The sequence below is a fragment of the Nocardia sp. NPDC052316 genome (assembly GCF_044547795.1).
Taxonomy (GTDB): domain Bacteria; phylum Actinomycetota; class Actinomycetes; order Mycobacteriales; family Mycobacteriaceae; genus Nocardia.
Map to the genome: position 1 here is coordinate 118,863 of NZ_JBIUBB010000005.1, position 25,163 is coordinate 144,025.

The following is a 25,163-nucleotide window of genomic DNA, read 5'->3' on the forward strand; positions in this document are numbered from 1 at the left end:
ACTTTGTTGATCAACGCACTCTGGCAGGCCGTCAACGGCACGGCAACCGGTACCCGCCACTTCCTCCGCAGTGGCGAGCCCGCGCTACTCCGCCTTTTTGCGCCCGGCCAGACCGCGCCACGCGAGGTCGTCGAGCAGGTCGACCGCCTCGGCCACCTCGATCCGGCCGCTGGCCACCCGGTCCGCGATGGCCTCGCCCGCGCCGATCACGGCGGCCGCGACGATGTCGAAGTTGGTGCCGGGCTCGGGGTGTTTGGCGCTGGATTCCAGCAGCTTGGCGGTCAATTCGATGACGCGCTCGCGGGCGTTCTCGATCTCCGAGGCGAACGCCTGCTGGCCGATGGCCTGCCGGTAGAGCACCTGCCAGGAACGCCGGTTGCGGTCAACGAACCCGAGGAAGCCCTCCAGCGCGACCCGCACCTGCTCGTGCGGCGTGAGCTGGGGGTTTCCTGCGGGCACCACCGATTCGATGAAGCGCAGGCCCTCGCGCTGGATGCACGCGCGGAACAATTCGTCCTTGGAGCCGTAGTAGAGGTACAGCATCGGCTTCGATATCTTGGCCTCGGCGGCGATGGCGTCCATCGACGTATCGTGGAAGCCTTTCCGCGAGAACACCTCGACCGCGGCGTCGAGCATCTGCTGCTCACGAACCGCTCGAGGAAGTCGCTTCGTTCCGCCCGCCATCCACTCTCCTACCGCACGGTGAAGTTCATATATTACTCCAAGGTAAGTTCCGCGGGTCGCATTTGCTCATCAGTCGCGGAACAGTGCCTCAGCAGCGCGGCAGCGCTCCCTTGAACGCCGCCATCCGCAGCACCGACGCGTCCACCTGCGCGGCGGGCAACCGGCCCGTCGCGACCGCTTGCTCGAGCTGATCGAGCACGCTGGGGACCGCGGCGGTGGTGATCCAGAGCGCGTTGTCCGCGCCGGCGACCAGCGCGGCCTCCACCGCGTCCGCGATGGACAGGCGATCGGTGATCGCGGCCATGCCGCCGAGGTCATCGGTGAAGATCGGCCCCTGGAACGGGGCGGCGCCGTAACCGCGCCCCTCCCGCAGCAAGGACATCACCTGCGGACTGATGCTCGCGGGCACGTCAGGGGTGGTCAAACCGGGGACGTCGAGGTGGCCGACCATCACGCCCGCACCGGAACCGATCAGCGCACGGAACGGGACGAGATCAACGGTCTGCATGCTCTCCAGCGGCGGCGTGCGGACCGCGCCGCGGTGCGAATCGCCCGAGCCGGACCCGTGGCCGGGGAAGTGCTTGAGCACGGTGCCCACGCCGACCTCCCGCATGGCACGGATGTAGGCGTCGGCGTAGCGGGTGACCACTGCGGGATCGTCGGAGAACGAGCGGTCGCCGATGACGGAATCGGCGGGCTGGGCGCTCACATCGACATCGGGGGCGAAGTTCACCGTCACACCGAGGTCTTTGAGCGCGCGGCCCCTGGTCAGGGTGGCATCGTGGAACTGTTCGGCGGTCATCGCGTCGACGGTGGCCCTGGCCGAGGGCGCGGCGCCGATCAGGTTCTTCACCCGGGAGACGCGGCCGCCTTCTTCGTCGATGGTCACCATGAGCGGCACCTTGGCCGACTGCTTGATCTGCTCGAGGCTGCCGTCGCTCAGCAGCGTGAGATCGGTCCAGCCGCCGACGAAAATCCCGCCGACCTGTTCGGTGCCCACCACATTCGCGGCGTCGTCGGCGCCGGTGACGCCGACGGTCAACAGCTGCGCCAACTTCTGCCGCAGCGTGAATTGTCCCAGATATCCGGCGGTGCAATCCGGCTTCGCGGATGTCGTTGCCCGCGTTGATGATTCGGACGTCGAATCGGGCGCCGCCGCCTGCGACGACGACGGGTCGGCGCCACCGCCGGACGAGCAGGCGGTCGCGACAACGGCCAGCACGGCGAGCACGAGCAGGGGCGTCTTCCGCATGGAAGTAAACCGTACTGATCCCGCGCGCCAGCAAGTAGGCCGGGCTCGGCCAGGGTAGCCTTGTTCAATAGCCGTGAGTCTCCCACCAGGAGGTCATCGTGCCCTGCGATCTGATGCTCATTGCCTACGATGGATCCGAGAACGCCAAGCGGGCCATCGAATACGCCGGGCGGTTCCTCAGCGCGAACAGAGCGATCGTGCTCACCGCATGGGAGCCGATGGTGCGCCAAGCCGCTCGCCTGTCCGGACTGTCCGGGGTGATGCAGCCGGAATGGGTGCCCGACGACGAGGTCGAGGACGTCGCCTACGTCGACGCCCGCACCATCAACACCGAGGGTGTACGGCTGGCCAAGCTCGCCGGGCTCAACGCCGAGGCGCGCACGGCCGAATGCACGACCACCATCTGGAACGCCATCGTCGAATGCGCCGACGACCTGGACGTCGACATCATCGTCGCGGGTACCCGGGGTGCCACCGGCATTCGCGCGCTGATGCACAGCAGCGTCGCCGACGCGGTCCTCAAACACTGCCACCGCCCGGTTCTCATAGTCCCGCCAGGCAAGGAACCCGCCGCCAAGACGGGCTAGGTGCGGTTACGGCGCGGCCGAGCGTCGGCGCGGTTGCATCGACGGGAGTCCGCCGAATGTGCGAACCGAAGATCCGGCCGCCGGGCGCGGCGAGATCGCTTCGTGAGGGCGCTCACGGAGCGGGTTCCGGGAGTGTGGGCGGGGTTAGGGTCGAGGGACTATGGATGGATTCCTGCTTGCTCAGCCGGATGGGGTGGTCCGGACGTCCGGGAGCCGGGTCGCCTTCGACGAGGCGGAGCCCGCGATCGCCGCACTGCGGGACGGCACCGCTGAGCTGATCGTCGGTGCGTTGCCGTTCGATCCGCGTCGGCCCGCCGCGCTGACGGTGCCCGAACACGTCAAGCACACCGCGGGGCCGTGGCGGCCCGCCGCCCTCCCCGACCTGCCCGCCGTCCAGTTCGTCACCGAAATCCCGAGTGCCGCTGAACATATCGCACGGGTGACGAAACTCGTTGAGCAGCTGAAAGATCCGGCGCAGCCGCTGCGCAAGGTGGTCGCCGCTCGGTCGGTGCTTGCCGAGGCGACCGACGCGTTGGACCCCGAGCTCGTCGCGGCCCACCTGCTGACCAGGCACCCGCACGCCAACGTGTTCGCCGTCGACCTGTCCCCAGCCGGGCGGGCGGGCGCGACGCTGGTCGGCGCCACGCCCGAGGTGCTGATCGCCCGGCACGGCGACACGGTCACGCTGCGCCCGCTGGCGGGCACCCTACCCCGGCTCACCGACCCGGGGGCCGACGCCGTCCAGGCGCGAGAGCTGTTGTCCAGCACCAAGAATCGTGCCGAGCATGCCTTCGTAATCGAATGGATCCGGGACAAACTCGGCCCGGTCTGCGCCGAACTGTCCATCCCCGACGGCCCGGAACTGATCAGCACGCACGAGGTCTGGCACCTCGCCACCCCCATCACCGGGCGGTTGCGCGACCCAGCGACCACCGCGCTCGAACTGGCGCTGCTGCTGCACCCCACGCCCGCCGTCTGCGGCACCCCGACCGACCTCGCGCTGGACACCATCGCCCATCTGGAGGAGGACCGCGGTTTCTACGGTGGCGCGGTCGGCTGGTGCGACGCGCAGGGTGACGGCTCATGGGTGGTCGCCATCCGCTGCGCGGAACTGTCGGCCGACGGACGCACCGTGCACGCCTACGCGGGCGGCGGCATCGTCGCCGCCTCGGACCCGAAAGCCGAGCTCGACGAAACCACCGCCAAGCTGCGCACGCTGCTCGGCGGGCTGCACTGCGCCATCCCCGCGCACTGATCCGGCGCGCTCGGCGGTTCCGTTGATAGCGCCCGGAATCCTCGGTGATCGCCGCCTCAACCGGACTGCTGACCGACAATCGGCGGGCTGAACGCACCGGGTACGGTTGCGGGCTGCTAGGTTGACCGGGAATGTGCCTGCATCGATGTATTGGAGTGCCGCAATGAAGTTTGCTGTTCCTGGTGTTGCGAGTGCTGTCGGCGGCGCCGTACTCGGCGTGATCGCGGTGCTCCTCGTCACGGTGGCGGTGCAGCAGAACTCGCGTCCGGACATCGACCGCTCCGGCGACAAGGACTCCTCGTTGCTGAACAACGTCGAGTACGGCAGTCGCTGAGCCGCTGACCCCCGCTTCACCCACCGACTCGCTCGGACCGGCGGCGCGGCGGCACCACACCGCGCCGCTCGGTAGACGCTGGTTCGCCGGGACGGTGCTCGTGGCGTTCCTGCTGACCTTTCTGCAGGCGCCGGGGCGCACTGCCGCCGACACCAAATACGACCTGGCGCAGAACCCGCTCGGCTTCCTCGAACGCGCCAGCCACCTGTGGAGCAGCCAGGCCCCGATGGGTCAGGTGCAGAACCAGGCTTACGGATACTTCTTCCCGCACGGCGCGTTCTTCTCCCTCGGCCATGTGCTCGGCCTGCCCGCCTGGGCCACCCAGCGCATCTGGTGGGCACTGCTGCTGATCGCCGGCTTCTGGGGCATCATTCGGCTCTGCGAGACCCTCGGCATCGGCACCCGCGGCTCCCGCGTCATCGCCGCGACCGCGTTCGCGCTGTCCCCGCGGGTGCTCACCACGCTCGGCTCCATCTCGTCGGAGACGCTGCCGATGATGCTGGCGCCGTGGGTGTTGCTGGCGCCTGCCGCACTCGGCGTCCGCTATCGGAATCGACGGCGCACGGTCGATCCGGGGAACGAGCGGCGCGGTGGTGCGGAGTCCGCCGCGGGCAGCGCGCTGGCACTCGCGCTGATGGGGTCGGTCAACGCCGTCGCCACCGTCGCGGCGTTCCTGCCCGCGCTGCTGTGGTGGGCCTCGTATCGGCCGAACAAGCAGTGGTGGCGGTTCACCAGGGCCTGGGTCCCGCTGCTCGTGCTCGCCACGTTCTGGTGGGCGGTGCCGCTGCTGTTGCTCGGCACGGTGAGCCCGCCGTTCCTGGACTACATCGAGTCCTCGGGTGTGACGACGCAATGGGCCTCGCTCGCCGAGGTGCTGCGCGGCACGGACAGTTGGACGCCGTTCGTCTCGCCCGAGCGCATCGCCGGTGCGGTGCTGGTGACCCAGCCCGCGGCGGTGCTCGCCACCGGGCTGCTCGCGGCGGCGGGCATGGCCGGACTGGCGATGCGGTCCATGCCGTATCGCGGTCGGCTGACGCTGATCCTGTGCGTCGGGCTGGTCGGCATCTGCGCCGGATACGTCGGCGAGCTGGGCGGGCCGTTCGCGGAATCGGTGCGGCTGTTCCTGGACTCCGGTGGGGCGCCGCTGCGCAACGTGCACAAGCTGGAACCGCTGATCCGAATCCCGTTGGTGCTCGGTCTCGCTCAGCTGCTGGCCAGGGTCCCGCTGCCCGCCTCGGTGCCGATGCCGGTGTGGCGCAGCGCGTTCGCGCATCCGGAGCGGGATCGCACCGTCGCGGTGGCCGCGCTGATCCTCACCGCACTGACCCTGTCCACCTCGCTGGCCTGGACCGGCAAGCTGGCTCCGCGCGGCGCCTACGACAAGGTGCCCGCGTATTGGCAGCAGACGGCGGACTGGTTGCGCGACAACGCCTCCGATACCAGGGCACTGGTCGTGCCCGGCGCCCCGTTCGGTAGTCAGGTCTGGGGACTGACGCGCGACGAACCGTTGCAGGCGTTGGCGAGCACGCCGTGGGCGGTTCGCGACGCGGTGCCGCTGAACCCGCCGGGCACCATTCGCGCGATGGACTCGGTGCAGCGGCTGATCGCCGACGGCAGACCGTCGACCGGACTCGCGGCGACCCTGGCCGGGCAGGGCATCGGAATCCTGGTGTTGCGCAACGATCTCGATGCGGAGACATCGCGATCGACCCGGCCGATGCTGGCGCACCGAGCGCTCGACGGCTCGCCGGGGCTGGCCAAAGTCGCGGAGTTCGGCGCGCCGATCGAATCCGCGGTCATCGCCGAGGATCTGGTGGCGGACGGCGATCTGCGGCCGGCCTATCCGGCGGTCGAGATCTACCGGGTGCAGACGCCGACGCCGGGCACACCGACCGAGGTGCGCAGCGGAACCGGGGCACCGCCGTCGTTCCCCGGCGCGTACACGGTGCCGCTCGACGCGCTACCCGTGGTGCAGGGCGGGCCCGAAGTACTGGAACGACTGCACCGCGACCCGGGCAGCACCGGGACACCCGCCGTGCTCGCCGCCGACGCGACGCGCGCAGGCCTGCCGATCGGACCGTTGACCGTCACCGATACCCCGATGGACCGGGAGTCCGACTTCGGTCGCGTCGACAACCACAACTCCGCCCTCCGCGCGCCCGATGACGCCCGCCGCACCCACAACCTGGTGCCCGACTACCCGGTGCCCGGCGCCGAACTGGTGCGCGGGGAATGGTCGGGCGCGACCGTCACCGCATCCAGTTCGGCCGCCGACGCCACCCAGCTGGGCGGTGCCGCGCCGGGCAGCTCCACCGCGGCCGTCGTCGACGGTGATCCGGCGACCGCGTGGATCAGCAACGGCTCCGAACACGCGCTCGGCCAATGGCTTCGACTCGATCTGGACCAGCCGATCCGGGTCGGCCAACTGAGCTTCCGCACCAGCGCGGCCGCCATCGGTGACCCGGTGAAATGGGTCGAGGTGCGCACGGCCAACGGCACCGTGACCACCCGCATCCCCGAGCCCGGCACGCCCGTGTCGGTTTCGCTGCCCGCGGGCACGACGCAGTGGGTCACCATCACCGCCATCCGCACCGAGAACGGCAAGCGCGGTGGGCAGTTCGGCATCAGCGAGATCGGGCTCGACGACTACTCCGTACGCGATCAACCGGTCCCCGTCGACATCCGGCACCGGACGGTGCTCCCGCCGACCCCGGCGGGCGCGCCGATCAAGGCTTGGGATCTCGGGCAGGAATTCCCTGGACGCAGTGCCTGTTTCGATTCGCCGGATCGGGTGCGGTGCAGCAAGGGTCTCGCGTTGGCGCCCGAGGAACCCGGCACCTTCCAGCGCACGCTGTCGGTGCCCGAAGCCATGTCCGTCACGCCCGAGCTGACCGTCCGCACCCGACAGGGTCCCGCACTGGAGGCGCTGCTCACCGATCACGACCGCCCGATCGCCAGGGGCAAGGCCGATGTCGGGGATCTGCGCGGCGCCGCGTTCGCCGCCACCGATGGTGATCCGCGCACCACTTGGACGGCCCCCGAGGACTCGGTGCGGGTACTGACCGGTGCCAAACCCACCCTGACCATCGAGCTGCCCGCCCCCGCGCTGGTCACCGGGCTGGAGGTGACACCGTCGCTCGGCGGCCTGCCCGCCGCGCCCACCTCGGTGGTGGTCAACCTCGGTGACGGCCCGCAGGTGCGCGAGCTGGACAAGGGCGCCGCGGGCGCGCCTGCCCGAATCTCGCTGCACCCCACCGTGACCGATCGCATCGAGCTGAGCATCCGGGACTGGCAGCCGGTCCTGGACCGGACGGCGCTCGGCTTCGCGCTCGCGCAGCCCGCGGGACTGGCCGAGGTGTCGGTGCTCGGTCCGGACTACCCCGCGCCCGCGGCGCTCGACCGGGAGATCACCGTCCCGTGCGAAATCGGCCCGACCATCAACATCGATGGACAACTGCGGCGCACCACCGTCACCGCGACCGCGGCGGAACTCCGCTCCGGCGCTCCGGTTCCCGCGCGCGTCTGCGCGGATGACGCTTCGCCGCAGCCGGATTCCGCTGCGCTCGCACTCTCGAAGGGCCGCGCCGACGTCACCGTCGGGCCGACCGACCTGTTCTTCGTCGACCGGCTCCGCCTCGACCGCGCCGGGCTCGTCGCACCGGCCGCGCCGTCGTCCGGAGCCCGCGTGCTCGTGCTGCCGCTGAGCACCAATATCGGCTGGCAGGCAACAACTTCCGACGGGCAGGCCCTAGAGCCTGTGGTGATCGACGGCTGGCAGCAAGCCTGGCTGCTGCCGCCCGGTGCCACCGGTCCGGTCACCGTGGCGTTCCCCATCGACCGCTGGTACCGCCTCGGCATCTTCGGCGGCCTCCTGCTGCTCCTGCCGCTGATCGCCCTGGCGGTACCGCGGCGGGCGCGCACCGCGAAACCGGTTGGCGCCGAGCTGAAGACCACGCCCCAGATCTCCGACGCCGCGGCGAACACCACGCCCTGCCGCAACACCGCATCGACGGATGCCGCAGCCTTCTCGGGCTCGGCCAGCCCTGTCAACGATGCTTCGGGCGTCTCCGGCTCGCGCACTATCAGCCCGGATGCCGATGCCCGCGTGCCGGATTCCACGCCACGTACTTGGGGTCCGCGTTGGCTCGGCGCACTGGGCCTCACGGCTGCGGCGACGCTCATCGCAGGCCCGGTCGGAACCATTGTCACCGCAGTCGTTCTCGCCGCCGTCCGGTTCTATCCACAGGTCGCACCCCGAGCGCTCGTCGTCGTCGCAGGAGTCGGCACGGCGCTGTCCGCGGCAGCCCTGTCGACCGGCCCATGGCGTGCTTCGGGCGGTTACCTGGGTGGCTCGCTGTGGGCGCAACTCCCTGCCGTCCTCGCGGTGATCGCGGTCGGCGTCGCCGCGCTGCCGCCGGGTCGGCCATTCGGGCTGCGCCGCAACGGACCTCGTTGATAATGTGACGCCGCGTGAGTGAATGTGCCGAATGCGGTTTCGTCTACGACCTGACCCGCGCGACCGATGTCGCGCCACTGGCCAGAGAGCACGCCGTGGAGTACGCGGACCTGCTCCTCACCGACTCGCCGAAGCTACGGCGACGACCCGAGCCCGACACCTGGTCGCCGCTCGAGTACGCCTGCCACATGCGGGATGTGCTTCTCGTGCAACGGGAACGCGCGCTGGCCGCCCGGCGCGGCACGACCCCCGATGCCACGCCGATGGGCCGGGACGAGCGCGTCGAGCACGACGGGTATGCCGACCAGAAACCCTCGGATGTCGGCCGCCAGTTGCGCGACGCTGCGCAACTGTTCGCCAATGTGCTGGAGCGACTGAGCGGCGACGACTGGGAGCGGACGCTGATCTACAGCTACCCCGAGCCGCAGGAACGTTCACTGCGCTGGCTCGCGCTGCACACCCTGCACGAACTGCGGCATCACCTGCTCGACATGCACCGGCAGCTGGATACCTGAGCGCGCCGGGCGATCACGGTGCCGCGAGGTGGTCTTCCAATTCGACCTCCCTGGCCGGCTTCGCCCGGTCCCGGCTGCGCGCCCACTGCCGCACCGGCTCCTCGATCAACGCGTAGCTGGCCGCGGCGACGGGCAGGGTCAGCGCGATCGTGAGGATGAGGACGTAGCCGAAGTCGCCGCTGAACGGCAGGATCCCGAACACCGGGAACACCACCCACAGCACCGCGAGATGCCAGAGAAAGATCCCGTAGGACCAGCGTCCGACGGTCGCCGCCACCCGCGATGTCAGCCATCGATGCCCACTGCTCGGCGCACCGAGCACCAGCGGGGCGAGCAGCGCGAAGCCGATGATCGCCCCGAGCGCCATCTTCGCCGCGTACTGCCACGGCTGGGCGTGCGTCAGTCCGGCAGGGCCGCCGATATCGGTGGCCGAGACGAGGAAAGCAGCCAGCGCGACGACCCACATCAGTGGTTGATTTCCGGCCAGCCGACGCCATGTCGATAGCCGTTCGCTACCAAAAGAAAGTTCCGCGAGCACCATTCCCATCGCGAACCATGGCAGATATCCGGGCAGCCAATTGTCGGAATGGATGGCGTCCGGCGTCGGCACCGGAATGAAGTTCCAACTCAACGACACCGCGGCCAGGCCGAGCAGTACCGGCACTCGCCACCGCGCGGTGCTGCCGCGCAACCACACCACCGCGAACGCCAGCAACGGCAGCACCAGATAGAAGGCCACCTCGACCGAGAGGCTCCACATCTGGGTCAGCCCGTCGGTCAGCGTGAGCGGCACGAATACCTGCAGCAGTGCCAGATTCGACACCCAGACACGCAGCCCCGCCGTGCCTGCCGCGCTCGGCAGCAGCACCAGAACCGCGCACACCACAACCCAATACGCGGGCAGGATGCGCGCGGCGCGATGCCGCAGGTAGTAGCCGAGCGACGGCGCGCTACCCAGGCCGCGGGCCGCGGCGGCATGCGGGCGCCAAAGCAGAAAACCGGAGAGCGCGAAGAACACCGCGACCGCCATGTCGAACCGTCCCCACACCCGCCCGAGCACCGGGGTGCCCGCGGCGCCGGTCTGGAAGGCGACGTGCGTCAGCAGCACACCGAGCGCGGCGAGCCCGCGCATGCCTTCGAGCGCGGGCAGAAAGGCGCGCGCCGGAACCGAAGTGGACGGGGATGCGGTCATCGGACTCCAGTCTGCCTTGCCAATTCTCAGGTGATAACCCCACGTTTCACATTTCGCGCTAAACTCGGGCGATTTCTCGGCCGTTTCCGGCCTCGGCGCCGCATGGTACGTCACCGGACTGTTAGTGTCGGGGCTCACGAGTGCCGCGGGAGGCCCGCCGTACTCGCCGGAACGACCCTGTTCTACGACGAGGAGAGTTTGCATGGCACTGAGTGCCGGAACCAGAAGGACGGTGGCCTGCCTGCTCGTGGGTCTCGGCGCGTTGCTGATTGTCGCCGCGCTGCTGATCCCGACTTACACCGTCGGCAAACTGGCGAAGACTCCTCTCGATCTCGAGATCACCACGATCGCGACCAACGTGCCGGGCGAGGACAGCCTGGTGCTGGACTCCAAGTCGCTCACCGCGCCCGAGGGTGCCGCGAAGATCGACTCGAACGTGCCGCTGGTCTCGCAGCGCTTCCTCACCGTCGAGGAGCCCTCCGACGCCACCGAGATGACGGTGCAGGCGGGTCAGACGCTGCGGCGCATCGACAAGCAGGGCGACACCGGCCTGCTCACCGCGACCATCGACCGGGTCACCATCGACCGCAAGACCGGTGAGCCGGTCTCGAAGGAGCCGAACGGCTCCATCGCGGTCAACGTGGACAAGGAGATGAAGCCGGTCGCGGATCCGGTGCAGCACACCGGTTTGCAGTACCGGTTCCCGATCGGGACCGAGCAGAAGACCTACCCGTACTTCGATCTCAACGCGCGCAAGACGTTCGACATCAACTACGTCGGCGAGACCGAGATCAACAGCATGCAGGTCTACCACTTCCAGCAGACCATCCCGGCCACCAACCTGAACGATGTGGTGAAGGCGCCGACCAACCGGCTCACCTTCCCCGCCGCGAAGTGGGGCGTGCCCGGCGACGGCGACGTCACCATGTCGCGCTGGTACACCAACACCCGCGACGTGTGGGTCGAGCCGAAGACCGGCACCGTGATCAAGGGTGGCGAGCAGATCCACCTGTACTACGGCCGTGACTCCAAGCCCGAGGTCACCGCGCTGAAGTCGCACATCGTGTTCGACGAGAACACCATCGAGTCGCAGATCTCGGTGGCCAAGGAGAACATCGACAAGCTGTCGCTGTACGGGCGGATCATGCCGATCGTGCTCGGCGTGCTCGGTGTGATCGCACTGATCGTCGGCATCATCCTCGGCGTCCGTGGCGGCGGTTCGACGCCCGCTCCGGCGCGCGGCGGTGGGCCGCTGAGCCAGGGGCGCGGCGGACCGGCACCTACCGGTGGTGGCGCGCGTCGCGCGGACAACGATCCGCCGACCGAGCAGATCAACGTCACGAAACAACCCTGAGGTAGCTGAACATTCGGCCCCCGGTCCACAGGACTCGGGGGCCGAATCTTTTCTCGGGCTCGTTACACCTGGGGTTCGTGCCGACGCACGCCGCTGCCCCGATCAGCGGTGCGCAGGACGATCACGGCGACCACGAGGGTGGTGGCGGCCGCGACGGAGGCGACGGTGGTGATCAGCGTCGGGATGGAGCGGGCGAACGAAACCATCAGTGCCACTTCGACGGCCAGGCCGAGCCAGGTGAGCGCGGCGAGCGCGGTGCGGTCCACCGCGATCGCCGAGAGCATCGCGCCCTGCAGGACCGCGAGGATGGCGCCGTGCGACGCGAACAGCCACAGCAAGCCTTGGATGGGGGCATAGTCCTGGCCGGCCAACAGCGGGGCCAGCGGTGCGGCGAGCGCGGCGCCGAGCACCGCCACGATGCCGATGCCCGACAGCACCGCGAGCGCCGACCTGATCGCCCGCGCCGAGTGCGTGGGCTGCGCCATCCGCGGGTACAGCACGACGCCGACCGCCTGCGGTAACCAGAACGCGATCTTCGCGGCGATGGTGCCGAGTGCGTACCGGCTGGCGTCCGCGTCGTCGAGGACCATGCGGACCACGATCAGATCCGTGGACGACAACGCCATCAACGCCGCCTGCACCTGCGCGGCCCGCAGCACCGGCAGCACCCCGACGGCCTCGTCCTCGTCGGTTCCGGCGCGCGGTCGCGACGGCGGCGACCCCGCGACGAACCGGGCGAACGCCGCGGCCGCCGCGACGCCTACCGCCGCCGCGCACAACGCCGGTGCGGCCCCGCCGCCGGCGGCCAGCAGCACGAGCGCGGGCGCGACCCGAAGAACGCCCGCGGCACCGAGCACAACGCCCAACGCCCGAAACCGCCTGCCACCCTGCAGTACTCCCTGTTCACCGGACAGCAGCACCAGCGCGGGCGCCGCACCGAGCGCGGCGGCACACGCGGCGACCCCGACGTTCAACGCCGCGGTCACCACCGGCACCAGCACCGCGACAACAACCGCGACGATCACCGCGCACCGCCACTGCAGGCGGCGCAGCGCCGCGACACTCGCCCCCCGGACCAGCTCCCTGGCCACCACGTTCTGCAACGCGAGCGCGGGCACCGCACACAACAACTGCACCGCGAGCAGACTCGCGAACTCGCTGTAGCCGGACACCCCGAGCCATCGTCCGGCCAGCAGTTGCAACAGATACCCGGCCACGTTGGCGGTCATCGCCCCCGCCGTCACCAACGTCAGATCCGCCACCACAGGAAACTGACGGACCGCAGACACGCCCGCCATCGTCCCACCCGACCATCGCCGCCGATCTCCCGCCCCGCCGCGGGGCGAACAGGTCAGCGGGGCCGTCGCCGCGCGAGCGCCCAGGGGACGTACTCGCCGAGCGGAAGGTCCGGGCGCTTCCAGAACGCTTTCGGTCGACGCGCGCGCATCCGGGTTTCGGCGGCATCCGATATCTCGGCGTCGACCGGCCCGATCGCGCCGCGGAGATCCTGGTGTGCGTGGTGCCGGTTGGCGCGGTGCGCTCTGGCTCGCTTGCGCGGCAGGTTCTTGCGCGACGCTTTGTCGTTCTCGCCGTAGACGTTGCGGCAGTCCTTGGCGTAGCTCAGCTGCTTCTTCTCCTGCGGAGACCTCCTCACCACCGAGTCAGGATATGGCCGGTGCGGACTGCTGCCGAATCCTTTTCCGACCATGGCGGCACCGGGCGCGGGGAGGTCGGACCGTAGGGTGCACAAGCGTGAGTGCGCGCGGTCCGGGGCAGCGAGACCGGTGGGTGCGGTTCGTGCCCGCCGGGTACAGCGCGGTGCTCGCGCTGCTCATTGTCGGGCCGCTGCTCGGTTCCGGGTACTTGTTGCTGCGGGATGCGGTGAGTACGCCGCGGTCCTATCCGACGGATTCGGCGCTGGGGCTCGGGGATGCCGCACCGCGAGCGGTGCCGCAGGACGCGGTGCTGGCGTGGCTGTCACCGGTCGTCGACGGTGGGGTGATCGTCAAGGCGATCCTGCTCGTCGCGCTGTGGGCGGCGGGTTACGGGGCGGCCGTGCTGGCGCGGGAATTGCTGGGTGTGCCCGTCGGTGCGCAGCTGGTCGCGACGACGGTGGCGCTGTGGAATCCATATGTGGCCGAACGTCTGCTGCAAGGCCATTGGAGTCTGCTCGCCGGGTATGCCGCGCTGCCGTGGGTTGCTCTGGCCGCGTATCGGATTCGCGGCGCGGCACGGGACGGCTCCGTCAGCGCATGGGCAGGCTTGGTGGGGAGCCTTGCCGCAGCCGGACTCACACCGACCGGTGCGCTACTGGCCGGGATCACCGCGCTGACGCTGGTCGGGCGGCGGCATCTCGCCGCCGTACTGGCCGTGCTGATCGCGGCGTCCGCGCCTTGGCTCGCCGCCACCGCACTGTCCGGGGCGGGCGGTTCACCCTCCGATCCGGCGGGCATTGCCGCATTCGCCGCCCGTGCCGAACCGGGCCTCGGCACGCTCGGCAGTCTGGCCGGGCTCGGCGGGATCTGGAACGGTGACGCGGTACCCGATTCCCGCACCACACTTCTCGCGTTGATCGGGACCATACTGCTGCTCGTCGTTGTCGCGACGGGGGTGCGAGCGGTCGTCACCGATGGCGCCGGTCCGGACCGGCGACACCTCCGTCGCGCGCTCGTCGTGCTGGCTGCGCTCGCCGTCCTGCTGCCCGCCCTCGGTGCGACACCGTGGGGCATGCAGGTACTGGAGTGGCTTGTCGCGCACGTGCCCGGTGCGGGTTTGCTGCGGGACACTCAGAAGTACGTGGCGCTGGCGATGCCCGCCTACGCGCTGTGTGCCGCGGCGGGTTGCGGCGTTATCGCCCAGCGATTCTCGGCGGCCGGGACTGCTGCTCCGACCAATCATCCACAGAGCGCGGAAGTCATCGCACGACAAGGGACCAACCCCGCGCCAGCGAGCGGCACGGACGGTCGCGCCTCGTCGCCGAGTGTCGCTGCCTCGGTTACGAGTTCGATCGTCCCCCATTCGGTCGCAGCGGTTTTCATTGCCCTCCTGATGCTGCCCCTCCTCGATCTCGCGTGGGGTGCCAGCGGTGCAGTGCGCCCGGTGCACTACCCGGCCGGATGGCAGCAGGTCGCCGAAAAGCTGGATGGGGCCGGCGATGTCGCGGTTCTGCCGGGCGGGATGTTTCGTAAGTTCCGATACAGCGGCAGAGCTCCGGTGCTGGATCCCGCACCGCGCATGTTGCCCAACGACGTGCTGCAAACCGGGGAGCTCCCGGTGCGCGGCCGCACCGTGTCCGGCGAGGGTGCCCGGGCCCGCGCTGTGGAAGCACTACTGTTGCAAGGCGGTTCAGCCCAGGAGCTGGCGGCGAGCGGCATCGGCTGGGTGCTCGTCGAGCACGGCACCCCCGGCCCGCTCGGCGATTCGAAAACAACACTTGAACAGCTGGATCCGGTGTTCAGCGATGCCGACCTCGCGCTGTATCGAGTACCCGGCGCCATCCGCCAGCGCACCGGTTCAGCGACGCATCGGGGCCTTGTCATTGCGGCACATGCACTCTGGCTGACACTGCTGGTCGGCGGCGCGCTCATCGCAACAGTGGCGCGCCCTGCTCATCGCAGACGCTGACCGAGCCTGCGCGCGCCCCTCGGCGATGTCCTGCAGTTCGACCGGCCCGGCGGGCAGGGCGGCAGACAGCCAAAAGGCTTTTCAGTCTTCGGCGCGCGGAGCGATCAATCCCGAGGTGTGCTCCCCGCGCGCGACAGCGGCCAGCACATCGTACACACCGTTTCCGGTTTGCTCCCAGGAGAATTCACGCGCTCGCGACCGCGCCTTCTCTCCCATGACGGTGCGCGCGGCGTGCTCGTCGAGCAATTCGCCTACCGCGTCGGCCAATTGGGCGACGTCATCGACCAGGACACCGGTGACGCCGTCGACGATGGAGTCGGTGAGCCCGCGCGAGCTGCGGTAGCCGATGGTCGGCACGCCGTGCTGGGCGGCCTCGATCACCGCGAGGCCCCACCCCTCCTTGCGCGAGGGCAGCACGTGCACCCATGCGCGAGAAAGCAGTTCGTGTTTGCGGCGCTCGTCCACGTGGCCGTGGAAGGTGACGGCGTCGGCGATGGCGAGCTCGCGCGCGTCGGCCTTCAGGTTGTCCGCCCACCAGCCGTCGCCGATCACGTCGAGGTGCAGACCGGGGATGCGGGTGCGTAGTCGCGCGACCACGGCGAGCGCGTCCTCGATCTGCTTGTGCGGCACCAGGCGCGACAGCACCACGATCCGGGGGTTCGCGGTGCGGGTTTCGGCGGCGCCGGTCGGCGCGTCGGCGGGTACCGGTTCGGCGCCGTTGCGCACCACCGCGATCCGGGACTGCTCGACGCCGAGGGTGGCCAGTTCTTCGGCCGAGGGCAGCGAGACGGTGAGGTACTGGTTGCGTCGATGCACCCGGGGTGACAGGCGCGACTCGATCCACCAGCCGACCCGGCCGACCAGCCGTCCGGCGACCGGCCACTGTTCCCGATGTCCGTGGTGCACGAGCACGACGGACGGCGCTTTGGTGGCCGCGGTGGCGAAGAACGGGATGCCGTTCTGGGTGTCGATGACCGCGTCGGGCCGCAGACCGCGCAGCGGTCCGAGGCCGAGCCTGCCGAGCGCCATCGCGGCCAGTGCCCGTGGATAGACGGAGAAGCGCCCACCCGCGCGGCTGATGTCGATGCCGTCGACGTGTTCGCGCTTCGGCGCCCCGGGGTAGCGGGCGGTGCGCAGGGTGACCTTGACTCCGCGTGCGGCGAGCTGCGCGCCGACCTGTTCGAGGTATCGCTCGCTGCCGCCGCCCTGCGGGTGCCCGGTGTCACGCCAGCACAGCAGGAGGACTTCGCGCACGGTCGAGCTTCTCTCGGTCAGGTGGTCCCGGTCGGGAACATCGGATATCGCGCTACACCCTAACCCGAGCTCCGCGCCGGCAGCTGATCACCGACCGGTCCGCAGGCACATTGTCTGCAACCGTGCCCGCATCGACCCTGTTACCGCTGGCTCTCGGCCTGGACGGACACTTTCGAGCCGTGGGACCACGCCACGCGCGGGTAGGTGCGAAAAGTGTCCGTCGGGGCCGGTTCGACGGTGGTTCACCCCTGTTATGCGAGACTCGGCGCCGTGTTGAAAGCCGAAAAGACGCCCGCCGACGGTGCGCGATCGCGCGCGCCCCGGTTCGCGCGCCGGGCGACGCTGCGCCGGTCGCTGCGGTTGCTCGGTAGCTTCCGGTTCGAGCAGACCGACCCGGCGGTGTTCTACGGCGGTTTGGCCGAGGACAGCGCGGCGATGCTCGGCGACTTCTACACCGATCTCACCGGTGCGGAGCTGGCCGGCGCGACCATCCTGGATGTCGGGGGCGGGCCGGGATATTTCGCCGACGAGTTCGTCAAGACGGGTGCGCGCTATATCCCGGTCGAGCCGGATCCGTCGGAGATGCACGCGGCCGGCCTGTCGGTGGCGGGCGCGGTGCGCGGCTCGGGGATGGCGTTGCCGTTCCGCGACGACGCGGTCGACATCTGTTTCTCGTCGAATGTCGCCGAGCACGTGGCCCAGCCGTGGCTGATGGCGGACGAGATGGTGCGGGTGACCCGGCCGGGCGGGCTGATCGTGTTGTCGTACACGGTCTGGCACGGTCCGTTCGGCGGGCACGAGACGGGGCCGTGGCACTACCTCGGCGGCGAGTACGCCGCGCGCCGGTATCGCCGCACGCATGGGAAGGAACCCAAGAACCGGTTCGGCACTTCACTGTTCGCAGTGCGCGCGTCGGATGGGGTGCGTTGGGCGGCAAGCACTTCCGCCGACATCCACACGATCTTTCCGCGCTATCACCCGCGCTGGGCGTGGTGGCTGGTCCGCATCCCGATGGTGCGCGAAGTACTCGTGAGCAATCTGGTCGTAGTAGCGACCAAGAAGTAGCGCTAGTGCTCGAGCCAGCCGCGACGCCAGTTGCGCCTGCCGCACGGCTCGTGCGCCGGTCGCGTCCACGGGGATTCCTGGATGGCCAGCCCCACGGTCTCCAGCGTCGTCAATCCGACCTGATCAGCTAATGCTCCGACAACGGCGACGGCCTCGGCGGCCTGCATGGCCGCGGTCGCTTGCTCGATGGTCAGCGTCCGGCCCGGTAGGAACGAGACGACCCATCCTCCCGCACCAACACTCTTCGCTTGATGCTCGGTTTGATCGCTGGTCATCAGCGACCGGTCGACCACTTGCACCGCCATGACTCAGGCTCCCCAATGTGGTATCGGTTCAGGAATCGAGCGAGCTGATCAGTAGCTATCAGCATCCTCTTTCCAGCAACAGAACGCAATAGTGCGTTCTACGAAAAGCGAACCGACGGGTTGGGATTGGTCCTGCTCAGCGAGACAGCGCGGACGCAGAACTGAAACATGTTACAGACAACGCAGTGGCAAAACTGTAACGTGTTCTCATGCATTACGACAGCTTGTTCATCGGCGGCCGCTGGACCGCGCCAGCCACCACCGAGCGCGTTCAGGTCATCTCGCCCGCCACGGTCGAGCCGGTGGGCAGTGTCCCCGCGGTCGCTCGCGCCGACGTCGACGCCGCGGTCGCCGCGGCAAGGCACGCCTTCGACCACGGCCCATGGCCGTCGACACCGCCCGAAGAACGGGCTCAGGTGCTCACCCGCGTCGCGCGACTGATCGAGGAACGCTCGGCCGACCTGATGGCCGCGCTCACCGCCGAGATGGGCGCGCCGCAGATGATCGCGATGACGCTCAACCAGATTCCCGCGGTCGCCGCGCTCGACGCCTACGCCGGGCTCGCGAAGTCGTTCCCGTGGACCGAAACCCGCACCGGCATGTTCGGCACCTCGCGCGTCAGCCGGGAGCCGCGCGGTGTCGTCGCGGCCGTCACGGCGTGGAACGTGCCGCTGTTTCTCGCGGCCAACAAACTTGCGCCCGCGTTGCTGGCGGGTTGTACGGTCGTGCTCAAACCCGCACCGCTGACGCCGATCACCGCCAATATGCTGGCCGACATCTGCACTGAGGCCGGCCTGCCCGACGGCGTGCTCTCGGTGCTGCCCGCCGAGGCCGAGGCGGCCGAATACCTCGTCTCGCACCCCGGCGTCGACAAGGTCACCTTCACCGGCAGCACGGCGGTGGGCAAGAAGATCGGGGCGATCGCCACCGGTCAGCTCAAGAGCGTCTCGCTCGAGCTCGGCGGCAAGTCCGCGGCAATCCTGTTGCCGGACATGGATATCGCGGGCATCCCGGTGCTCGCCTTCTCCGGTTTGATGAACAGCGGACAGGGTTGCGTCGCGCAGACCCGAATCCTGGCCCCGCGCAGCAGGTACGACGAGATTCTCGACGCACTGGTCGAGCACGTGAAGACCATGAAGGTCGGCGACCCCAACGATCCGACCGTGCAGCTCGGCCCGCTGATTTCGGAGCGGCAGCGCGAGCGGGTCGAGGGCTACATCGCCAAGGGCAAGGCCGAGGGCGCGCGGCTGGTGCTCGGCGGCGGGCGGCCCGAGGGGCTGGATCGCGGCTGGTTCGTCGAGCCGACCATCTTCGCCGACGTGGACAACAAGTCGACCATCGCCCAGGAGGAGATCTTCGGCCCGGTGCTGTCGGTGATTCCCTACGAGACCGAAGACGAAGCCGTGGCCATCGCCAACGACTCGGTGTACGGCCTGGCCGGCTCGGTGTGGACCGCGGACGTCGAGCACGGCGCCGAGCTCGCCGCGCGGGTGCGCACCGGGACGTTCGCGATCAACTGGTACGCGTTCGATCCCAGCTCACCGTTCGGCGGTTACAAGGCCTCCGGACTCGGGCGCGAGAACGGGCCGGAGGGCTTGGACGCATTCTGCGAACAAAAGTCGCTGCTCATGCCCATGGGCTGGACGGGCTGATCAGTCAGTCGGCATGACCACCCGCAGGACGGGCTCGCTGTGGCGGCCCGTGAGGCTCGGCGCGTCGACGATCTCGACGCGCCAGCCCGGGGGCAGGACGGCCTGCAAACGCCCGGCAGCGCGGCGTAGCGGCGTGCTAGCGGTCGCCAGTTCGAAGCCGGCAACCAGGGGGGCGATGGACGCCCCGGTCTCCAGATCGGTCATGCTCCAACCACCTCTCGCGCGTCGATCCCATCGTTCGCCGCGGCGAACCGATGTCGATAGGGAAGTAGTTCAGTCGATCAGTTAACAGTTAGCAATCGGACTGGTAGGTCATGAGACCAAGAACACGGCAAGCATAAGCCACTTGTGCGCAAACCTCACACACCGGGCAACTACCCCATATCGAGCTGCGGCAAACGTTGGGTGCTCGTGACCTGTGCGCACCGACCATTACCAATAGCACCACAACTTCGGGTCCGCGCGGCGGGAAACACGCCATACCGGCGACTGATGATCCGTCATGCTGACAGTGGTGGGCCACTGCCGCAACTGCGACAGCTTGCGCGACGGCATGATTCACGGCGCTCGTCGTGAAAACTACTGTCCCGCCGCATTGCCTGAGCTGTCGATCCCAAGCCGACGCACCGACCGATCACTGTCGCAATGACCGTCGGTACTCCGCCGGAGTCGTGCCCGTCGCCGCCCGGAGATGCGTACGCAATGCGGTCACACTGCCGAAGCCGGACTGCGCGGCGACCACTTCGACTGGCAGGTCGGTGGTTTCGAGCAGTTCGCGGGCCCGCATCGTGTGCTGTGCATCGAGCCAGCGCCGCGGCGTGGTGCCGACCTCGGCTTTGAAGCGGCGAATGAAGGTGCGCTCGCTCATCAGCGCGTGCGCGGCGAGTGCCGAAACATCCGGCGCGGCAATCGGGTTCCGCGCCGCCCAGGCCATCGTCGCCGCCAAACCGCCGTGGAAGCCGTTGTCCGCCAGCGCATCCGGAATGTATTGCGCCTGACCGCCCGCGCGGTGCGGTGGCGTCACGTTCCATCGCGCCAAGTCCGCCGCCCGGCTCGCGCCGAGTTCTCGGCGTGCGATGTGCAGACACAAATCCAGGCCTGCCGACAGGCCCGCGGAGGTGAGCACGTCGCCGTCGTCCACATACAGCGCGGACGGATCCAGTTCGACGGCGGGAAAAAGATCGGCGAATTCGTCGCAATAGGCCCAGTGTGTCGTGGCGGGCCGGCCGTCGAGTAACCCCGCCCGCGCGAGCACAAAGGCGCCGACGCAGATGCTCACCATCGTCGCGCCCCGGGCCGCCGCGGCACGCAGTGCCGCGAGCGCCTCCTCCGGCGGCGGCAGCGTGGGCAGCCCGATCCCCGGCACCACCACGATGTCGGCGGTCGTCAGCGCTTCCAGCCCGTGCTCGACCCGCAGATCGAATCCGTTCGGCGTCCACACCGGACCGGGGCGCAATCCACAGGTTTCCATCCGGAACCCCGCCGGTTCGCCGAAATTCCCCGGTCCGTGCCGGAACACCTGGACGGCGCACGCGAGGTCGTAGGTCATGACACCGTCCAGGACGAGCGCGACGACCTGCTTCACCCGGCCAGTCTGGCACAAATCAGAGCATCAGTGTCATCCCTGCCACTCACCGTCCCCCGCTCGGACACGCTTCACTGAATCCGATGCACGAGCGAGAGGAAACCTGGATGACCACGCCGACCAGCATCGACTGGGCATGGGCCGTTCGCACGGGTGGCGCACTGTCCGGCAAACAACGCAGACAACTCATGGCCACCGTCACCCGAGCACTGCCTGCCCTGCTCGCCGACCGCGCCCGCCTCGCCCTCGGCCGTCGCGGCGCGGGCCGCCTCGACTTCGCGGGCCTGCGCCTGCCCGATTCGGCCCTCGCCCGCGCAGCGGAAGCCGAAGCGCACGAATCACTCTCCCCGCACGTACTCGGCCATTCCTACCGCACCTATTTCTTCGGCCGAGTCCTCGCCGACCTCGACGGCGCCCGCTACGACGACGAGGTGGTCTACGTGTCGTGCCTGCTGCACGATCTCCAACTCGAACACCCCACGCCCAACCGCTGTTTCGCCGTCACCGGCGCCGAGCGCGCCGTCGCCTTCGCCGCCGAGGCAGGCGCCACCCCCGCCCAACTCCAGGAAATCGGCGCCGCCATCGCCACCCACATCACCCCGGGGGACGGCAAAAACCTCAGCGACCCAGGCCGATTCATCTACGCAGGCGCCTCCGTGGACGTCATCGGCAGCCGCCTGGCCGAACTCGACCCCGCCTGGGTCGACGAACTCCTGCACCGCCACCCCCGCCACAACTTCAGCAAGCACATGATCACGGCCCTCACCAACGAGGCAGCAGCAATGCCACACGGCCGCACCCGCTGGCTCAACACCCGCACGGCGTTACGCCAACTCATCGACTACTCCCCATTCCCCGAATAACCCTCCCCCACAAAACAATCCCCACCCATCGCCGAACGACGAGTGGCACATGGTGTCGGCAAACGCCGAGGAGCCCTATCACCATGTGCCACTCGACACCTATTCAGTACCCAAGTTTGTCGCAAGCACACCGTTGCCGGGTTCCTTGTTCGGTGCGGTCGATTATCAATGGACCCGAAGTCGCACCACGCGAATATGTTTCGGCAATTCGGGGTCGGCCGAAGATCAGGTGCCTTCGGTCCAGAACCGTTCGAGGCGGGCGACAGCTTCAGTTTTGGTCATCGCCGCAATCTCACTATCCTTAAGACCTGCACGGCTGATGAGCAGATGAACCAGATCAGCGGGCAGCGATTCCCTCGGCGGCTGGGGAATGCCTCGTTCGGGCAGCGTGCCGTCGAGCACGCAATGCCAGAATGCCTCCTCGCCGACCGCCAACTGGTCACGCAGGATGTGTGCCCACAAAGTGGCACCGTAGGTGGTTCGATTCACCGGATGCGAGATTCGAGTGCGCAGAATCCGACCGTCCAGTAGCCCGAGTTCATAGGTGACATGGTGGGTTCCGGTCCGGCCGCGTGCGTCTCGAACCCTCGCCCAGCCCTCGACCTTGCAGAACTGCTCGTGCCGCTCGCGGGTCGGCTGCGGCCACGTCACCTGGCCACTCCGACCAGCCAATCACGAAGCTGGGCATCGTTACTGAGGGCAATCAGCTGAACCAAGCCCCAGTTTTCGCGATGGTTGGGCGCGTTCCTGAGCCGACTCTGCCAGTCGTCAGCGTATTCCCGCAGGGCAACGATCATCTCGTCGACAGCCTCGTCGAACGTGGCACCGTCAGCGGCGATGGGCAAGCCAGGCAGAAACGCCGACCAGCCACCGTCTTCGGCCACCACCTCGGCCGTGGCCGGGCACAGCTTGGCGAGTGCATAGCGCAGCCGCTCCGCATCTACGACAGCGGCGTACTCCGTATCACGACGGACGGTCGCCACCCGCCCCTGGCCTGCGGCGTCCAACAGATCTTTCAAATGGGCGCGGGCCTCGGTGTAGCTGTCGTAGTGGATTGCAGACATGGGGCACCTTCCGATCGATACCACCATGGTCGCCGAAGCACGTGAGTACGTCAAGTACTTTAAGTACTTGCGATAGAGGGTCACCGCTCAGCGGCAACGCCCTCAAACGAAACCGCCCGCACCATTGGAAATGGTGCGGGCGGTCGGCGTCAGGGCGGGGTCAGCCGAGGCGTTCCTTCAATGCCTCGAACTCGTCGCGAACTCCGGAGGGGAGCTTGTCGCCGACGAATTCGAACCATTCCTCGATGAGCGGGATTTCTTTGCGCCACTCGTCGGCGTCGACCTTCAGCGCCTCGTCGACGTCGTCCGGGTCGACCTTCAGGCCGTCGAGGTCGAGGTGGGCGGCGACGGGGACGTGACCGATGGCGGTGGCTTCGGCCTCGGCCGTGCCGTCGACGCGGCCGACGATCCACTCCAGCACGCGGGAGTTCTCGCCGAAACCGGGCCACAGGAAGCGGCCGTCGGCGCCGCGACGGAACCAGTTGACGTAGAAGATCTTCGGCAGCTTGTTCGCGTCGGCGTTCTTGCCGAGGGTGATCCAGTGGTTCAGGTAGTCACCGACGTGGTAGCCCATGAACGGGATCATCGCCATCGGGTCGCGGCGCACGGTGCCGACCTTGCCCTCGGCCGCGGCGGTCTGCTCCGAGGACAGGGTGGCGCCCATGAAAACACCGTGCTGCCAGTCGAAAGACTCGGTGACCAGCGGGACCGTGGTCTTGCGCCGGCCGCCGAACAGGATCGCCGAGATCGGCACGCCCTGCGGGTCGTCCCACTCGGGCGCCAGGATCGGGCACTGCGACATCGGCGTGCAGTAGCGCGAATTCGGGTGGGCGGCAAGGGTTTCGGTCTCCCGGAGGTACCAGTCGTTGCCCTTCCAGTCGATCAGGTGATCGGGCTCGCCCTCCAGACCTTCCCACCACACGTCGTTGTTGTCGGTCAACGCGACGTTGGTGTAGACGGTGTTGCCCGCCTCCATGGTGGCCATGGCATTCGGGTTGGAGCTGCGGTTGGTGCCCGGCGCGACGCCGAAGAAGCCGTACTCCGGGTTCACCGCGTAGAGGCGGCCGTCCTTGCCGAAGCGCATCCAGGCGATATCGTCGCCGAGGGTTTCGGCGCGCCAGCCTGGCACGGTGGGCTGGATCATCGCGAGGTTGGTCTTGCCGCAGGCGCTCGGGAAGGCCGCCGCGATGTAGTAGGCCTTGTTCTCCGGGGAGATCAGCTTGAGGATCAGCATGTGCTCGGCCAGCCAGCCCTCGTCGTGGGCCATCGCCGAGGCGATGCGCAGCGAGTAGCACTTCTTGCCGAGCAGCGCGTTGCCGCCGTAGCCGGAGCCGTAGCTCCAGATCTCGCGGTCCTCCGGGAAGTGGGTGATGTACTTGGTGTCGTTGCACGGCCACGGCACGTCGGCCTGGCCCTCGGCGAGCGGGGCGCCGACCGAGTGCAGCGCCTTCACGAACGGACGGTCGGTGCCGAGCTTCTCCAGCGCGGCCTTGCCCATCCTGGTCATCACCCGCATCGAGACGACGACGTACTCGGAGTCGGTGATCTCCACGCCGAGCTTGGGGTCCTCGGCACCGAGCGGGCCCATGCAGAACGGCACCACATATAGGGTGCGGCCCTTCATCGAGCCGCGGTACAGCTCGGTCATGGTGGCGCGCATCTCGGCGGGGTCGACCCAGTTGTTGGTCGGTCCGGCGTCGGCTTCGCTCTTGGAACAGATGTAGGTGCGCGACTCGACCCTGGCCACGTCCGACGGATCGGAGAGCGCGAGGAAGGAATTCGGCTTCTTCTTCGGATCGAGCTGCTTGAAGGTGCCCGCCTCGACGAGCTGAGTGGTCAGGCGGTCCCATTCTTCGTCGGAACCGTCGGCCCAGACCACTCGCTCTGGCTGAGTGAGTTCTGCGACTTCCTGTACCCAGGCGAGTAGTTCGCTGTGCTCGGTCGGCGGCTTGCCGTCGGATCCACGAAGACCAGGAATGGTCGCTGAGGTCATGAAAACTCTCCTGAGATGGGCGGTCCCTACAATGCATCGCCGCCTGGCCCCAAGGCCCTTTTGACCAGCGCGAATACACCGAGCGCCACCATTGGCGGGAAGGCACCCGCTACGACCAGTCGAAAGCAC

General features: G+C 68.7%; 22 protein-coding genes. 10 read left to right on the forward strand and 12 right to left on the reverse strand.

Translation table 11 applies throughout. From position 1 onward, the window contains the following. Window positions 1-84 precede the first annotated feature (84 nt). Both ACIHA7_RS24140 and ACIHA7_RS24145 read right to left on the reverse strand, forming a co-directional pair. On the reverse strand, window positions 85-684 hold the full coding sequence (locus ACIHA7_RS24140) for a TetR/AcrR family transcriptional regulator (RefSeq protein ID WP_107653283.1): 600 nt from the start codon (window positions 682-684) through the stop codon (window positions 85-87). A gap of 88 nt (window positions 685-772) precedes the next feature. Then, on the reverse strand, window positions 773-1,936 hold the full coding sequence (locus tag ACIHA7_RS24145) for a glycoside hydrolase family 3 N-terminal domain-containing protein (protein WP_397293247.1): 1,164 nt from the start codon (window positions 1,934-1,936) through the stop codon (window positions 773-775). A 98-nt stretch (window positions 1,937-2,034) separates the two neighbouring features. Between ACIHA7_RS24145 and ACIHA7_RS24150 the strand changes: the two genes are divergently transcribed. The 5 genes from ACIHA7_RS24150 (at window position 2,035) to ACIHA7_RS24170 (ending at window position 9,083) form a co-directional block, all read left to right on the forward strand. Further along, the gene (locus ACIHA7_RS24150; protein ID WP_397293248.1) at window positions 2,035-2,523 is read left to right on the forward strand and encodes a universal stress protein; all 489 of its coding nucleotides are present in this window, start codon (window positions 2,035-2,037) and stop codon (window positions 2,521-2,523) included. 160 nt (window positions 2,524-2,683) lie between these two features. Next, window positions 2,684-3,778: an isochorismate synthase MenF gene (locus tag ACIHA7_RS24155; RefSeq protein WP_397293249.1), complete on the forward strand. Its 1,095-nt coding sequence runs from the start codon at window positions 2,684-2,686 to the stop codon at window positions 3,776-3,778. A 163-nt stretch (window positions 3,779-3,941) separates the two neighbouring features. Next, window positions 3,942-4,112, forward strand: coding sequence for a DUF2613 domain-containing protein (locus tag ACIHA7_RS24160; protein ID WP_083894819.1), 171 nt, complete (start codon window positions 3,942-3,944; stop codon window positions 4,110-4,112). 4 nt (window positions 4,113-4,116) lie between these two features. Further along, window positions 4,117-8,568, forward strand: coding sequence for an alpha-(1->3)-arabinofuranosyltransferase (locus ACIHA7_RS24165; RefSeq protein ID WP_397293833.1), 4,452 nt, complete (start codon window positions 4,117-4,119; stop codon window positions 8,566-8,568). Between the two features lie 95 nt (window positions 8,569-8,663). After that, on the forward strand, window positions 8,664-9,083 hold the full coding sequence (locus tag ACIHA7_RS24170) for a DinB family protein (protein WP_397293834.1): 420 nt from the start codon (window positions 8,664-8,666) through the stop codon (window positions 9,081-9,083). A 13-nt stretch (window positions 9,084-9,096) separates the two neighbouring features. Here the strand turns inward: ACIHA7_RS24170 and ACIHA7_RS24175 are convergent, their stop codons facing one another. Continuing rightward, window positions 9,097-10,275: an acyltransferase family protein gene (locus ACIHA7_RS24175; protein WP_397293250.1), complete on the reverse strand. Its 1,179-nt coding sequence runs from the start codon at window positions 10,273-10,275 to the stop codon at window positions 9,097-9,099. Between the two features lie 202 nt (window positions 10,276-10,477). On the opposite strand from ACIHA7_RS24175, the gene ACIHA7_RS24180 reads away from it, so the two are divergent. Then, the gene (locus ACIHA7_RS24180) at window positions 10,478-11,629 is read left to right on the forward strand and encodes a DUF3068 domain-containing protein (RefSeq protein ID WP_397293251.1); all 1,152 of its coding nucleotides are present in this window, start codon (window positions 10,478-10,480) and stop codon (window positions 11,627-11,629) included. Window positions 11,630-11,691: 62 nt separating this feature from the next. On the opposite strand, the gene ACIHA7_RS24185 is transcribed toward ACIHA7_RS24180, so the two are convergent. Both ACIHA7_RS24185 and ACIHA7_RS24190 read right to left on the reverse strand, forming a co-directional pair. Further along, a complete protein-coding gene (locus ACIHA7_RS24185; RefSeq protein ID WP_397293252.1) occupies window positions 11,692-12,927 on the reverse strand; it encodes a polysaccharide biosynthesis protein in 1,236 nt (411 codons plus the stop codon). Between the two features lie 53 nt (window positions 12,928-12,980). Continuing rightward, window positions 12,981-13,286, reverse strand: a complete 306-nt coding sequence (locus ACIHA7_RS24190) for a hypothetical protein (RefSeq protein WP_397293253.1) — start codon at window positions 13,284-13,286, stop codon at window positions 12,981-12,983. Between the two features lie 11 nt (window positions 13,287-13,297). Between ACIHA7_RS24190 and ACIHA7_RS24195 the strand changes: the two genes are divergently transcribed. After that, on the forward strand, window positions 13,298-15,253 hold the full coding sequence (locus ACIHA7_RS24195) for a hypothetical protein (RefSeq protein WP_397293254.1): 1,956 nt from the start codon (window positions 13,298-13,300) through the stop codon (window positions 15,251-15,253). A gap of 81 nt (window positions 15,254-15,334) precedes the next feature. On the opposite strand, the gene ACIHA7_RS24200 is transcribed toward ACIHA7_RS24195, so the two are convergent. Next, entirely contained in the window at window positions 15,335-16,507 is a 1,173-nt protein-coding gene (locus tag ACIHA7_RS24200; protein ID WP_397293255.1) for a glycosyltransferase family 4 protein, read from the reverse strand. Window positions 16,508-16,777: 270 nt separating this feature from the next. Between ACIHA7_RS24200 and ACIHA7_RS24205 the strand changes: the two genes are divergently transcribed. Next, a complete protein-coding gene (locus tag ACIHA7_RS24205; protein WP_397293256.1) occupies window positions 16,778-17,572 on the forward strand; it encodes a class I SAM-dependent methyltransferase in 795 nt (264 codons plus the stop codon). A gap of 2 nt (window positions 17,573-17,574) precedes the next feature. Here ACIHA7_RS24205 and ACIHA7_RS24210 read toward each other — a convergent pair whose 3' ends face one another. After that, window positions 17,575-17,877 (reverse strand): hypothetical protein, encoded by a 303-nt coding sequence (locus ACIHA7_RS24210; protein WP_147143860.1) that lies wholly within the window; start codon window positions 17,875-17,877, stop codon window positions 17,575-17,577. 209 nt (window positions 17,878-18,086) lie between these two features. Between ACIHA7_RS24210 and ACIHA7_RS24215 the strand changes: the two genes are divergently transcribed. Next, window positions 18,087-19,529 carry an aldehyde dehydrogenase gene (locus ACIHA7_RS24215; protein WP_397293257.1) on the forward strand — a complete coding sequence of 481 codons (1,443 nt, stop codon included), beginning with the start codon at window positions 18,087-18,089 and terminating at the stop codon, window positions 19,527-19,529. Here ACIHA7_RS24215 and ACIHA7_RS24220 read toward each other — a convergent pair whose 3' ends face one another. Beyond that, the gene (locus tag ACIHA7_RS24220; RefSeq protein ID WP_107653296.1) at window positions 19,530-19,733 is read right to left on the reverse strand and encodes a hypothetical protein; all 204 of its coding nucleotides are present in this window, start codon (window positions 19,731-19,733) and stop codon (window positions 19,530-19,532) included. It abuts the gene before it with no gap. A gap of 430 nt (window positions 19,734-20,163) precedes the next feature. After that, window positions 20,164-21,114, reverse strand: a complete 951-nt coding sequence (locus ACIHA7_RS24225; RefSeq protein ID WP_397293258.1) for a GlxA family transcriptional regulator — start codon at window positions 21,112-21,114, stop codon at window positions 20,164-20,166. A 107-nt stretch (window positions 21,115-21,221) separates the two neighbouring features. Between ACIHA7_RS24225 and ACIHA7_RS24230 the strand changes: the two genes are divergently transcribed. Next, a complete protein-coding gene (locus ACIHA7_RS24230) occupies window positions 21,222-21,977 on the forward strand; it encodes a phosphohydrolase (RefSeq protein ID WP_397293259.1) in 756 nt (251 codons plus the stop codon). A 225-nt stretch (window positions 21,978-22,202) separates the two neighbouring features. Here ACIHA7_RS24230 and ACIHA7_RS24235 read toward each other — a convergent pair whose 3' ends face one another. The 3 genes from ACIHA7_RS24235 to ACIHA7_RS24245 all read right to left on the reverse strand — a co-directional run bounded on the left by ACIHA7_RS24235 (window position 22,203) and on the right by ACIHA7_RS24245 (window position 25,034). Then, on the reverse strand, window positions 22,203-22,628 hold the full coding sequence (locus tag ACIHA7_RS24235; RefSeq protein WP_397293260.1) for a cytotoxic translational repressor of toxin-antitoxin stability system: 426 nt from the start codon (window positions 22,626-22,628) through the stop codon (window positions 22,203-22,205). Further along, the gene (locus ACIHA7_RS24240; RefSeq protein ID WP_397293261.1) at window positions 22,625-23,041 is read right to left on the reverse strand and encodes a prevent-host-death protein; all 417 of its coding nucleotides are present in this window, start codon (window positions 23,039-23,041) and stop codon (window positions 22,625-22,627) included. Before ACIHA7_RS24240 ends, ACIHA7_RS24235 begins: the two co-directional genes overlap by 4 nt. Window positions 23,042-23,201: 160 nt before the next feature. Next, window positions 23,202-25,034, reverse strand: a complete 1,833-nt coding sequence (locus ACIHA7_RS24245) for a phosphoenolpyruvate carboxykinase (GTP) (protein ID WP_397293262.1) — start codon at window positions 25,032-25,034, stop codon at window positions 23,202-23,204. Between the last annotated feature and the right edge of the window lie 129 nt (window positions 25,035-25,163).

Excerpts from the sequence above, each read along its gene's own strand:
- ACIHA7_RS24140 (WP_107653283.1), bottom strand. The coding sequence starts at position 684 with ATGGCGGGCGGAACGAAGCGACTTCCTCGAGCGGTTCGTGAGCAGCAG.
- ACIHA7_RS24145 (WP_397293247.1), bottom strand. The coding sequence starts at position 1,936 with ATGCGGAAGACGCCCCTGCTCGTGCTCGCCGTGCTGGCCGTTGTCGCG.
- ACIHA7_RS24155 (WP_397293249.1), top strand. The coding sequence starts at position 2,684 with ATGGATGGATTCCTGCTTGCTCAGCCGGATGGGGTGGTCCGGACGTCC.
- ACIHA7_RS24160 (WP_083894819.1), top strand. The coding sequence starts at position 3,942 with ATGAAGTTTGCTGTTCCTGGTGTTGCGAGTGCTGTCGGCGGCGCCGTA.
- ACIHA7_RS24175 (WP_397293250.1), bottom strand. The coding sequence starts at position 10,275 with ATGACCGCATCCCCGTCCACTTCGGTTCCGGCGCGCGCCTTTCTGCCC.
- ACIHA7_RS24180 (WP_397293251.1), top strand. The coding sequence starts at position 10,478 with ATGGCACTGAGTGCCGGAACCAGAAGGACGGTGGCCTGCCTGCTCGTG.
- ACIHA7_RS24185 (WP_397293252.1), bottom strand. The coding sequence starts at position 12,927 with ATGGCGGGCGTGTCTGCGGTCCGTCAGTTTCCTGTGGTGGCGGATCTG.
- ACIHA7_RS24195 (WP_397293254.1), top strand. The coding sequence starts at position 13,298 with ATGGCCGGTGCGGACTGCTGCCGAATCCTTTTCCGACCATGGCGGCAC.
- ACIHA7_RS24210 (WP_147143860.1), bottom strand. The coding sequence starts at position 17,877 with ATGGCGGTGCAAGTGGTCGACCGGTCGCTGATGACCAGCGATCAAACC.
- ACIHA7_RS24215 (WP_397293257.1), top strand. The coding sequence starts at position 18,087 with ATGCATTACGACAGCTTGTTCATCGGCGGCCGCTGGACCGCGCCAGCC.
- ACIHA7_RS24220 (WP_107653296.1), bottom strand. The coding sequence starts at position 19,733 with ATGACCGATCTGGAGACCGGGGCGTCCATCGCCCCCCTGGTTGCCGGC.
- ACIHA7_RS24230 (WP_397293259.1), top strand. The coding sequence starts at position 21,222 with ATGACCACGCCGACCAGCATCGACTGGGCATGGGCCGTTCGCACGGGT.
- ACIHA7_RS24240 (WP_397293261.1), bottom strand. The coding sequence starts at position 23,041 with ATGTCTGCAATCCACTACGACAGCTACACCGAGGCCCGCGCCCATTTG.
- ACIHA7_RS24245 (WP_397293262.1), bottom strand. The coding sequence starts at position 25,034 with ATGACCTCAGCGACCATTCCTGGTCTTCGTGGATCCGACGGCAAGCCG.